Here is a 12,456-nt window from a genome sequence, read left to right as displayed (position 1 = left end):
ATGGTTTTAAAGTTATATTTTCTCTTCTATTATTTCTCTTCAATAGGTGCTAATATCGCTTCAATTTCTGCTCGCTGATCTTCTAAGAACGGCGGTAAATCAAGTTTTTCTCCTAAATGCTCTACATCTCCATCAACTGTAAATCCTGGTCCATCTGTCGCAATTTCAAATAGGATTCCGTTTGATTCACGGAAGTATAAGCTTTTAAAGTAGAAACGGTCGATAATGCCTGAAGAATGGAAACCTTTTTGTATTACCTGTTCTTCCCAGTAAGCAAGCTCTGCATCGTTCTTTACACGAATTGCTAAATGATGAATGCTACCGCGGCCTGGCTTTTCAGTAGGACCATCTAAATATTTCACAACGATTTCTCCGAAGGCTTCTCCTTTAATAGACTGGAAAACCGCTTCTTCATCGCTTCGGCTAACCTCTGTATAACCAAATATGTCTGTTAATGTACTCGCCAGTTTATCAAGTCTACGAACTGTCATTTCCACAGAGCCCATTCCTTGAATTTGATGTTCAGCAGGAACTTCTGATTTCTCCCAAGTTTCCCAATGCTCTACTTTTTCTCCGTTTGAAACGAGTAGTACTAACCGAAGACCTTCAGCATCCTCAAATTGCAAAGCAGGACGATTTGCATATGTTGTCATTTCACTATGTTTCACATCAAATTTCTCAAAACGTTCTTTCCAGTAATGCAAGCTATCCTCTGAAGGAACTAGTAATCCAATTCGAGTAATTGCATTCGTACCGCGGTACGTTTTTCCTACTAAAGGAATTTCGAAAAACGATAATTCAGTACCTGGACTTCCTGTTTTATCTCCATAAAATAAGTGATACATTGATGGATCATCTTGGTTTACTGTCATTTTCACACGACGTAAGCCAAGTACATTTTTATAAAAGTGATTATTTTCATTTGCATTTTTCGTAACCATTGAAATGTGATGATGCCCTTTAATTTCATACATTGTTTATTCCTCCGTTTCGTTTTACTAGTCAAGTGATAACTAAAAAATAACATTTCCCACAACTAATATGGTTTTTAGCGTTTCAATTTATTCTCATTATATTTTTGTAAATTCATCTTAGTTTTTACTGAATAAGTTACTTTGTTTTGTAAATCGAAAGCAAGTGAGTGTATGTTTTTCATATGACTCAATCGCTTTCGTTACTATCACTTTACAACTCAAGTGATTAAAAAGCAAGTGATTTATCTCAAATTCGAGATATTTTTTTATTGCATAACATTTTGAACTGGAGAATGATGAATTTCTATATGGGATAGCGTCATAAAAATGTGGATTTACAACGCTAAGTCTTTTATAAACTTTCCCTTACGTTTTCATGTATCCATTTCCGCATCAGCTGTAACATCCCTCTAACATAATTATTATCATATCTCTTCCTTCTAATTGGAGCGGAATTTGATAAGAGTGATGCGAACACTCCATCTTCCAATCCGTTTCCCACTCTATTTGTTCATCCGAACGAAACTGAAGAGTTGCTTTAAAGATTGGAAAACGTGCTTCAGCTCCCCTACATAGGAAGTAAGTATGTATCACGTTTATGATGATTTGAGCAAGGGGATACTGCAAAAGTGTTGCAATGAAGGGGAATATAAAATAAGAAGATCAATCTAGAAAAACTATCTAGTTTGATCTTCTATTATTTTATTTCTCATTAATACATTTTTACCCTTAAAATAAAACTATCAACGGGTGGATTATTCTTTATATCCTCAAAATCAGGTCTAATTTTAAAGTCAAATTCATTTGTTATTTCGCTCAATGAATAAAGGTTTGTTCCATCTACACTTGTATGTGGGGCAATATATCCTCTTTGATCCCAATTCCCTTTGAAATCTGATGGTATTGTACTTTTTCCGTTTTGTTCTATTTTAGCCCCAGGTGCACCGGAAAAAATAGTTTGGTTTGTAGTGTTATTAATTGTGTACTTCACACGAACTATATTATCAGCTTGTTCAACTTTATGAACTGTAACAATAATCCCATGTTGTTCTAAAGTTACACTTGTAGCAGATTGCTCTTGATTTTGATTAGGTTTTTGTTGATTATTGTTTGAATTATTATTCGAGTTATTATTACTATTATTAGTGCCCCATTCATTATTTGTATTAGTGTTATTATTACCATTAGAATTGTTTGCATTGCTGTTATTGTTATTATTGCCATTAGAGTTATTTGCATTGCTGTTATTGTTATTATTGCCATTAGAGTTATTTGCATTGCCGTTACTGTTATTATTGCCATTAGAGTTGTTTGAACTACTATTATTGTTATTATTGCTTGAATCATTATTATTATTGTTTTGTTGTTTACTAGATTCAGCGTTTGTTTTTTCTTTGTTATCAGTTACACCACAAGCTGCCATAGAAAATGCTAATCCAGTTGCTAATAAAATTTTCCCCGATTTTTTCTTCAAATATTTCATGGTATTTTCGTCTCTCCCTCTTCAAATCCTATTGTCATTTAAAAAACACTAGACCTTTCTAAAATAATCCAAAAATCCCCTTCATATGTATGTAATTTTACAAGAAGTTACCATTATAGTCAAAGTTATTTGCATAATTAGAAACTTAAATCAATTAGGTGCATATTAAAAAAGAAAGAACCAAAAAAATTTCACGTGAAATGTAACTTATATAATCTTAGCTTGATGGAGATGGGGCTCACCCACATTGTAATGAAAATATACTTTAAACAAATTTCAACATAAAATTTGGCTGTTATTTTTAGACCTGTTGTAAAGGCTGAAGGGATTCTAACTTTAATATCTGTCATATTCTATCGACACTCAACTAAAAAGTTGATATGCTCCCATTCTAGTGGCAAGATATGTTTTATTAGTTCTTCGTTACACCCATGCGTACTTCTTAACTATTTTATCCCGCTTTAATGGGCAGTAAGACCCCCACCTCAAAATTCAGCGAAAGCAAAGAATTTAGGTGGGGGTCGGGCTGCCCATTAAAGTCCGATTGGTTCAACTAATAATCAGTAGGGGATGAAGAAAACCCCCACTGATTAAAGTTTCACTTTATTTCATTTTCAATAAAAAACAGCCTCACTAAGTTTTTAACACTTAATGAGGCCATTTGATTCACATTATTAATTATGGAACGTCGGCTTATAGAACGAACGATTATCAAGTGCAAAAACACGCTCTGTGTATTCGCCTGGTTTTGTGCGTCCTAATGCACGGTCCATCATGTTCATTTTTGCATCTAAGTTATCGATGTAGTGCAGAATTTCTGCTTCTTTTACTAACGGTGGTTTTGGACTACCCCATTCTGCTTTTCCGTGGTGAGAAAGCACGATGTGTTGAAGAATTAATACTTCTTCTGCATCGATTTGTAGCTCGTCTGCTGCTTTACCAATTTCGTTCACCATAATAGAAATGTGGCCTAGTAAATTTCCTTCTAACGTGTACGTTGTAGAAATTGGGCCAGATAATTCGATTACTTTACCAAGGTCATGTAAAATAACGCCTGCATATAGTAAGTCTTTATCTAATGATGGGTATAGAGCCGCAATAGCTTTCGCTAAATCAAGCATCGATACAACGTGATAAGCTAGTCCAGATACGAACTCGTGATGATTTTTCGTCGCTGCTGGATATTCTAAAAATTCATTTTGATGCTTATTTAACAAATGTCTTGTTAGACGCTGAATGTTCGGGTTTCTCATTTCAAATATGTATTGCGTAATTTTTTCAACCATATCTTCTTTTTTCACTGGCGCTTTTTCTACGAAATCCGAGATATCTGTTACTTCATTTTCATTTGCAACACGTATTTGTTTCACACGTAATTGAATACGTCCTTTGTAGTTTAAAATATCACCCGCTACTTTAACGATTGTTTCTGCTACATATTGTTTCTCAACTTCTGGCGATACGTCCCATAGCTTCGCTTCAATATCTCCACTTGGATCTTGTAAGATTACTGTTAAAAATGGTTTCCCATTGCTTGCTAAACCTTTCGTCGCTGTTTTAATTAACAAGAAAACATCGACTTGTTCACCAACTTCATATTCTGCAATTTTCTTTTTCATTCGAATTCCTCCACCATATCAATTACTTTTAGTATAGCATACTACAACTCATTTTCTTTACGCTTATGCGTTAATTTTATAATCTGTTTTTCTGTAAAATACGTTAATAAATGCGCATGGCATGTAAAGAAGATGACTTGTCTATCTTTCGCAATTTCCTTTATGAGTTCAATTGTACGATTCGTCCTTATCGCATCAAAATGCACGAAACTATCATCAATAATAAATGGATAATCATGCTCAAACGTTTTCGCTAACGCAAATCGTAACGATAAATATAACTGCTCTGCTGTCGCTTGACTTAGTTCATGACTGTAAAAACGCATACCGTCGTTACGCTCAACGATGAACGGTTCCGCCTCTGACGGTGAAAAGATTTTACTATATCGTCCGCCTGTTAAATAGACGAAATACTCTTCTGATTTTTGTAAAATACGAGGAAGATGTACTTCATGATAATATTGCTTCGTTTTCGTTAATACTGTCTTCGCGGCCGCATAAGCAGCCCACTTCTTCACTTGTTCACGCACTTGCGCTTTTTTCATTTCCCATTCGTGCAGTAAATCACCGTACGTACTACCTTCTTCTAAATTCGCGATTTCCATACGATGTTTCGCAATACGCTCTGTCAGTTCTTTCTCTTTCATAAGACAATTTTGTGCAGCTGTCATTTCTTGCTTTAATTTTTCATCATAACCGTCAGCCTCATAATGTTCAGCTAATGATAAACTCGTTAAACGCTGTTCTAACAGATCAATTTGCGGTAATAAACGCCCTACTTGCTTCTCAGCATCTTCACGTTTTTCTGCCAGTTTACCTGCTTCTAAAAACATCTCTTCATCTGTAGAATGTGCGATATGCCATAAACCATCTCGTTCTACTAACAGTTGTTTCAATTGCTCCTGCATGAACTCATATTCTTCTTGCCATTCCGCAAGCTTCTCTTTTCGCTGCTTACAAGTTTGTCGCTTCTCTTTCTCATTTTGCATACGGCTTTGTGCCTCGTGCAGTTTACTATACTCCGCACTACCGATAACAGTTTCTAGTTTATGTTCAAATTGCGAAATCATTTCATATAATGAAGATTTCCGCTCACTTTGTTTCTCTAACTCGCGATATAATTGCTGCATTTTTTCCATACGCTCAAACGCCGGCAATATGTGTGCATACGTATAAAATTCAGGGAACATAAAGCGCACTTTATACACATTTACTTGTTCGCTAATGCGGAACGTTTCTCTCTCCCATTCCTCATACGATGAAACGACTTTATCATACGCTCGCTCCATTTGCTGTAACTTATATGACTCACGCTCAAATAATTTACGTATCTCTTCATCTTTTTCTAATTGATAGCGCACAGACATCGCTTCTTCACTTTGTCTCCCGCCAGCACTTTGCTGAAGAGTAAGAAGCTCTTCTTGTAATCCACTTGAAGGATCTTTATATAAAACGAGGGCAAGAACGATCCCTACAAAAATAATGACACTAATAAATAAGAGTAGGCGGTTGTCTATAAATAAGCTTGTGAATAAAACGACTGTGTTAATAAGAAGTAACAGAAGACAAACTCTTTGCCACTGTTTTTTCTTTTGCACTGCGGCTCCTGCCTTCTCTTCATACTTGCGCTTCATTCGCTCTGCACCCATACCGATAAATGCCGCATCTTGGAATGACTTTTCTTTCTCAACTAGCGTATTTCGTTCTTCATCCGCTAACATTTGTTGCTTAACCTGTTTTATATTTTCTTCTTGTTCTTCTAGTTGCTCTTGCGCTACTTTAAAACGCTCGTCAAGCTGTACTTTTTGCGTTTCTAGTTCGCGCGCCTTTTGCACCGTTTGCGTAATTAACTCTTTCGTTGCCAAACTCATATCAAACGAAAGAGCTGTTTCTTTTTCAAAAGTAGCACCGATTTGTTGCTCTAATTCTGTCAGTTCTTCTTTTATGTTCGTAATCGTTCCTGTTATATCACGCATTTCTTGGCGTGCATTTTCATAAGACATATGCTGCATACGAAGTTCTTCTACATAACTTTCTTTTTGTAAAAACTCTTCATCTATTTGAATCGATTCAATTTCCGATTGCACATTCTCTATTTTTTTATGGAGCGAATCAACTTGTAATTGGAGCGGCTCCATCTTCGCCTTAATCGCTTCATAACGCGCCATTCCGTTTACAGGAAATTGTCCGCCCTCGTTTTCTAACACTTTCTCATGCGCACACTTTTCAATAACGAGAGGCTCAAGCACAGCTAATATTTCATAATCTTGCTTTCGCTTTTCTGCACTCTCTTTTTCCGCACGAACAGCAGCAAGTTTCTCTTCACTTTCTTTTAACTGCTCCACTTGCTTTTCATACGTGCCAATTTTCCCTTGCCACTCTTTCATCTTCTCTTCAAGCTTCTTCATTTCTTGCAGTGACACGTTAATTTCTGGTTTACGACCGCTCGGCTTAAAGCGCTGATCCATTTCTTTCTCTAGTTTTTTATCTAGCTGTAATAACGCATCGCTTCCGACTGCACTTGCCGAAAATAAATAATTTCCGATATCCGCTTCGCCTAGCTGATGAATATTTTGAAGACCGTGCATATCAAATGAAAAGACAGATTCAAATAAACTTTCATTCATCCCGCTTAATATATCGTGTAAAATTTCCTCGTTGGCCGTTTTCCCGTCTTCAAAATACACGGTCACCTCGCCAGCTGCCGTCTTTGGCAATCGCTCAATTTTCAAACGACCGTACTTCTCTGTTTGTATAGTCATCGCACCGCCATACTTGCTACCTTCTTTCGGCTCATAACGGCGCTGTCCTCTCGTTGGAAAACCGAATAAAATACTTTTCATAAATGAGCGAATTGTCGATTTCCCCGCTTCATTTTCACCGTATAACACTGTCAGCATTGACAGATCTATTTCCACATTTTCTAATTTTCCGTACCCATAAATATGGAGTTTTTCAATTCTCATTTCTTATCCCTCTCTTGCTGGAATAATTGCTCTAAAATAATATTTTCTGCTTCCTTTTGAATCTCTTTCTTCTCTTCTTCTGTAAAAGATTCAATACTATTACGCGCTACAGGAGATGTCCAAATCGTGCGTAACACGCCGTCCATATTAGTGAAAGCTTCTAGCTCTTTTAGCACACTACCGACGAAATGATTTTCCTCTTTCAAACGCTCGATTTCCGCAAAAGAAACCGTCTCATTTTTCCACTTCATCGCATATACGAAGTCTTTTCGCCCTTCGCCAGCTGCTAAAATATGAAAAATCTCTTCCACACGTTTTTCATCACGTAAATAAGGAGAAAGTGGGCCTTGTCCTGTAAATACGACAGTAAGTAGCGTCCCTTCCTCTTCTCTTCGGCACTCATTCATCGCACTTGATATCAACGTCATAAGCTCATCGACAGTTTGCAGTCCATCAATATTCACTTCAATTTCATCCCATACAACATCTGCCGTATGGAAAAATGAACATTGCGTTCCTTGTTTCGTAAGTTCAATCAGGTATGCACCCTTTTCCCCTGTCTCCTTACGATGACGGCCTTGTATATTACCTGGATAAATAATGCACGGCTCTTCTAATAAAATTTCACGTTTATGTATATGACCAAGAGCCCAATAATCAAACTGCTTTTCTTTCAGCTCACGAATTTGAAACGGTGCATAACGATTATGCTCTGCATCTCCTTCCATACTTCCGTGAAGCATGCCAATATGAAAAGGCGCATCACTCATTTTCGTATACTGCGCTGTCATATTATCCGTTACCGCTTGCTGCAAATAACTAAACCCGTAAATAGAAGCTAATAGCTCACCATTTTTATAAAATGATTTCTCTTCTACATAAGGCTCCGTAAATACATGAACATTTTCCGGAAACTCAATTGCTGCCCAGCTTCCCCCTAAATGATCATGGTTACCGTGAATAATAAAAGCAGGGATATCATACTGCGACAGTCTCTTCATTTGCTCGCGCACAAACACTTGCGCTCTCAAACTTCTCGTCTCCGCATCGTACAAATCCCCGGCTAGTAATACGAAATCAACGCGCTCTTGAATCGCTTTATCAATAATACGTTCGAACGATTCAAACGTACTTTGCTTCATTCTCTCCCAAACAGACTGCGCAACATTCATTTCCATCCCTTTAAACGGACTATCCAAATGCAAATCAGCCGCATGTATAAACTTCACTTGTTTCACAAATAACGATCCTTTCTATCTTTCAAAAGTTTCATTTTATCAACATTAAAATTGCTGAAAACCTTAATAAGTAGGAATGAATAGACTCCCCACTAGTTAAAGTTTCACTTTATTGTAACACGCAATGTCATATATTTCTTTGCATATTCTAGCGATTTATGCCAAAATAGTTATAAGATTCTGATTTTTATTATTGGAGGGAATTTTCATGGGAGTATACGTTCTAACAGTCTTTGAAAAAGATGGTTCTAAAGCATTAGACGAATCATTCGAGGCGGCAACTGAAAAAGAAGCGAAAGCAAAAGGTGAATCTATTTTACAAGAAAAAGGATTGTATGAAAAAACACATCGCTGCACATCTTCTGCAGGTAAGCTCGTTTTATTCCAGCGCTAAAAAAAGAAGCGTCATCCGCTTCTTTTTCACTCTACTATATCTTCGTCACACCACGTAAACACCACATCTAGAATGCGATTACCGATACGTACGCGATTATTCCATTTTCCTGTTTGGATCTGATGTTGCAATTCTGCTTTCATCTTTTCCGTCCAGTCGTGAATCGTTTCACTACCGTCGTACGGATATACGCTCGGAAACTCTTCCTGCAGTAGATGCAAGCTCTCTGCATCAAAATGAAAATGGAAGAAGTAGTTTGCTGTAAGCGATGGTTCTTGCAATCGTAAAAAATGATCATCAACTTGCTTTCTATTCCTATAGAAAGTAAAGATATTCACTTTACCGCTCGTAATTTGGTCAATTTGAATTTCGTGCTTCTCTATAATCACGTCTTGCCCACCTCGTTATATACTATCCTTAGTATATATGTCTTTTGCAACAAAGTTAACCATTTTCGCACGAAATTCATTTCCTTCATTATATTACCTGTACCTCCATATGCAATCAGAACAAATAAAACAAAGTTGAAGGGGAGCGATCACATGTATTTCGGAAGCAAAGGTTGGTATGTAAAAGAACTTAAAAAATTAGGTATTCGTACTTACGAAGGTAAAAAACTAGAATCATATCGTACGCATGTGTTATCTAGTTTACTTGAGAGAATGAAGAAAGCTTCGGCTTAATTGATGTAGGAAGCAACTACGGTTGCTTCCTTTTTATATAGTGGAAAAAAAGAAATAATCCTATCTTAACGTTCTATCTTTACCGTTATACTCAATTGATAAAAACCACCCATTATCAACTGAATCTCTATTACCAAATCTCTTTCTAGATAATCATTCGTACATACTTTAAATTTCCCATACTTATTAACCCGTCCGCTTCCAACATACATATCACCACTTGTTATGACAATTGTTGAATGTGGTTCTGCACGACCCAACACAAAATTATGACCATATTCCACAGAAGCTATCGTTATTTTTTGATGCATATTATTAATTGAACCTATACATTTCTTTTTACACAAATTAACATTACTTTCTTCAGCCCTCGAAAACGCCAGATTCCTGTTAATCTTTTCCGAAGAGGAAGCAACATTCCCCAGCCAAATAAACCTATCAAATGTAGTAATAGGTAGAAACATCTACGCTAACTCCCCCATTCTTCTTTCTCGTTTTTATCGGCTACAATCTTTTGATGAACTTACAGTATTAATTTCTATATCAATATAAAAAAATATCCTTTTTCTATTCAATTTCGCACTGTTAATTTGTATAGAATACATAGAATACTGTTTTTCACCCCAGATGCAATGACAACACTACATAAAATAATCCACAATCCATTAAATGTAAATCCACCTTCAAATGTGTTAATAATAATTATGTTGCCGATTATTAAAAGAATCCATGAAATGGAATACTGTTTTCCATTTGTAATATATAAAACTCCATCCTCATAACAAACTGTAATTCCTCCACCTTGCCAAACACCAATAGCGAAAGAAAAAAGCGTAACTGCCAATAACTCTGCTTGTAAATCTCTAGTCATTGGTTGCGGCGCCGTATAAGTAATAATCCCTATCATCAGGAGAAAAGTAATAATATGTATCCAGTTTAATTTTGTTTGTTTGCTTTGCAGCCAAATAAAGAAAATTAATACAGGAATTAAAAGCAAAGTTTCCATTTACTTATTCTTCTTCCTTTCCTACATTAGAAACGTCTATAATTGTAATGCAATTAGATTGTTCTTAAATCTCTCATACTTTCTGAAGCATAACATGAGAAAGAAATAAAAAAATCGTACAAAAGGGCACGCCTATAATGTACGATTGGGCATATATAATATTTTAAAAATGAATTAACTTCCTTTCAATAGATACAGCTACTGCTTCTGACCGTGAATTAACACCTAATTTATTGTATATATTTGTTAAATATGCTTTTACCGTTCGCTCAGCTATTCCCATATCAAATGCAATTTCTTTATTCTTATATCCGCGCGCAATAGCTTTCAGCACAAACAATTCTTTAACCGTTAAGTTATTTTCTGCAACCTTATCAGCATGTACTTCTTTCCTTTTATACTTCACTATCTTTTCCATAATATTTGGTTGTAGTAAAATCTCACCTCGAATAGCCGCTTCCAATGTTCGAAACAAATTCTCTCGATCCGTATCTTTTAGCAAATATCCTTTTGCCCCTAACTCAATTCCCTTTAACATTAATTCATCTTCGTTATAAGTAGTTAATATAATAATCGGCGTATGGTTTTGTTTTTCATTCAAAGCCTCAATTGTTTCTAAACCACTCATTTTAGGCATATTCAAATCCATTAAAATGACATCAGGTTTCTTCTTTTCTATGAAAGAAAGGGCTTCTTCTCCGTTTGCAGCCTCACCTATAATTTGAAATGAATCACTCGTTTCTATTATTAATTTCAGACCTTCTCTTACAACGAAATGATCATCTACAATTAATACGTTATGCTTCATGGCTATCTCCTTCTTTATTTATAGGCACTTGAATATACACTTTCGTACCTTTCATCTTTTCACTCAATATATGTATTTCTCCCTTAATCAATCGAACACGCTCATTTAGACCAATTAAACCATAATGTCCAGGATTCTTACCGATATATCTAGTATCAAAACCAATTCCATTATCTTCAACTTCAATAGTAAGTTTTTCAAGATCATCGATATATTCAACATTTAAATTTACATCTGCTGCCTGTGAATGTTTTGCGATATTTGTTAAACATTCACTAATTACATATAAGCAGTGCTCTTTTACTACGCTTGAAATATACGGTGGACTTTGGATAGTAAATCTCACATGTATAGACGTAGCTTCAGAAAAACGTTGAACCTCTTCTTTTACTGCTCCATTAAATGAATTAGTAGTATGACGCAAATCATCAATAACCAACCTTGCATCATGTAAAGTTTGTCTCGCTCTTATCATAGTTTGTTTCATAATCTCTTGAGATCGTCCTGTATTCCCTTTTTGCATATGGGCATCTATCGCTTCCAATTGCATAATTAAGCTCGCTAAACCTTGCGCTAACGTATCATGTAAATCTCTTGCCATACGCTGCCTTTCATTAGCTAATGTCAATTCTTCCACTCGCATATATGCAGACTCTAACTCTTTAATATAGCTCTGTATACGATTACGTGCATCAAATTGCTGCTTATTAATATAAGAAAAAGGAATAATAATTGCTAACACTAAAAGAAACATAGAGATAAGAATAGCTAATTTATTCACACCATAATTGATACTAATTGCAGCACAAAATATTGCATACATAAGAGTAAAAACTGCCATTACTTTAAATATATTGTTATAAACATATAAACTTTGGGCGATTAAAATAGGAGTTAACCCAACAAAAATCGCTATCGAAGCATTTGTTGCAATAAACGCAGCCAAAAACACAATGAAAAGTTGTACAAAAAAGAAGTACAACAATTGCCTATTTTTTAATGAACTCGCATACCAATGAAAAATAGTATGAATAACAATGACTATTGTAAAGAAAAAACTATCCATAGAGAAAATATTATTACGAAATTCTAAAAGTATTGAAGCTATATATACGAGTGTAATCCATAAAATAATAAACCTTCTTGGAATAAATACCACTTCCAATACATTTGTATCCAAATCTATATTTAAACTTATTTTTTTCATATCTGACCTCCACCATTACATTATACAAGATGCAACTTACATTTTGATAAAGTGAAACTTTAATCAGTGGAGCTTTTG

The 12,456-nt window shown here is 35.5% G+C and carries 12 protein-coding genes; 2 read left to right on the top strand and 10 right to left on the bottom strand.

Annotation, left to right across the window (positions count from 1 at the left end; translation table 11 throughout):
* Positions 1-29 precede the first annotated feature (29 nt).
* From QCI41_RS23560 to QCI41_RS23540, 5 genes are all read right to left on the bottom strand, one after another.
* Entirely contained in the window at positions 30-974 is a 945-nt protein-coding gene (locus QCI41_RS23560) for a ring-cleaving dioxygenase (RefSeq protein WP_353836521.1), read from the bottom strand.
* 712 nt (positions 975-1,686) lie between these two features.
* Positions 1,687-2,457, bottom strand: a complete 771-nt coding sequence (locus tag QCI41_RS23555) for a hypothetical protein (protein WP_353836522.1) — start codon at positions 2,455-2,457, stop codon at positions 1,687-1,689.
* A 674-nt stretch (positions 2,458-3,131) separates the two neighbouring features.
* Positions 3,132-4,076 carry a 3'-5' exoribonuclease YhaM gene (gene yhaM / locus QCI41_RS23550; protein WP_000726645.1) on the bottom strand — a complete coding sequence of 315 codons (945 nt, stop codon included), beginning with the start codon at positions 4,074-4,076 and terminating at the stop codon, positions 3,132-3,134.
* A gap of 41 nt (positions 4,077-4,117) precedes the next feature.
* Positions 4,118-7,042 (bottom strand): ATP-binding protein, encoded by a 2,925-nt coding sequence (locus QCI41_RS23545; protein ID WP_353836523.1) that lies wholly within the window; start codon positions 7,040-7,042, stop codon positions 4,118-4,120.
* Positions 7,039-8,280 (bottom strand): metallophosphoesterase family protein, encoded by a 1,242-nt coding sequence (locus QCI41_RS23540; RefSeq protein ID WP_353836524.1) that lies wholly within the window; start codon positions 8,278-8,280, stop codon positions 7,039-7,041. Before QCI41_RS23540 ends, QCI41_RS23545 begins: the two co-directional genes overlap by 4 nt.
* Before the next feature lie 208 nt (positions 8,281-8,488).
* Here QCI41_RS23540 and QCI41_RS23535 point away from each other — a divergent pair, with 208 nt between their 5' ends.
* Entirely contained in the window at positions 8,489-8,674 is a 186-nt protein-coding gene (locus QCI41_RS23535; protein WP_000539551.1) for a YhzD family protein, read from the top strand.
* 26 nt (positions 8,675-8,700) lie between these two features.
* On the opposite strand, the gene QCI41_RS23530 is transcribed toward QCI41_RS23535, so the two are convergent.
* Complete coding sequence (locus tag QCI41_RS23530; RefSeq protein WP_353836525.1) at positions 8,701-9,063, bottom strand: hypothetical protein; 363 nt, start codon at positions 9,061-9,063, stop codon at positions 8,701-8,703.
* Positions 9,064-9,216: 153 nt separating this feature from the next.
* On the opposite strand from QCI41_RS23530, the gene QCI41_RS23525 reads away from it, so the two are divergent.
* Positions 9,217-9,357, top strand: coding sequence for a YflJ family protein (locus tag QCI41_RS23525; RefSeq protein ID WP_000273536.1), 141 nt, complete (start codon positions 9,217-9,219; stop codon positions 9,355-9,357).
* A 65-nt stretch (positions 9,358-9,422) separates the two neighbouring features.
* On the opposite strand, the gene QCI41_RS23520 is transcribed toward QCI41_RS23525, so the two are convergent.
* From QCI41_RS23520 to QCI41_RS23505, 4 genes are all read right to left on the bottom strand, one after another.
* Positions 9,423-9,821: a hypothetical protein gene (locus tag QCI41_RS23520; RefSeq protein ID WP_353836526.1), complete on the bottom strand. Its 399-nt coding sequence runs from the start codon at positions 9,819-9,821 to the stop codon at positions 9,423-9,425.
* A gap of 107 nt (positions 9,822-9,928) precedes the next feature.
* The gene (locus tag QCI41_RS23515; protein ID WP_353836527.1) at positions 9,929-10,363 is read right to left on the bottom strand and encodes a hypothetical protein; all 435 of its coding nucleotides are present in this window, start codon (positions 10,361-10,363) and stop codon (positions 9,929-9,931) included.
* A 163-nt stretch (positions 10,364-10,526) separates the two neighbouring features.
* Positions 10,527-11,171, bottom strand: coding sequence for a response regulator (locus QCI41_RS23510; RefSeq protein WP_002087211.1), 645 nt, complete (start codon positions 11,169-11,171; stop codon positions 10,527-10,529).
* Entirely contained in the window at positions 11,161-12,378 is a 1,218-nt protein-coding gene (locus tag QCI41_RS23505) for a sensor histidine kinase (protein WP_046957133.1), read from the bottom strand. Before QCI41_RS23505 ends, QCI41_RS23510 begins: the two co-directional genes overlap by 11 nt.
* Between the last annotated feature and the right edge of the window lie 78 nt (positions 12,379-12,456).

Origin of the sequence: Bacillus cereus group sp. MG4 (assembly GCF_040460055.1) — a bacterium.
GTDB lineage: Bacteria > Bacillota > Bacilli > Bacillales > Bacillaceae_G > Bacillus_A > Bacillus_A wiedmannii.
The sequence above is the reverse complement of the archived record's forward strand: the minus strand, read 5'-3'. Positions and strand labels throughout refer to the sequence as shown.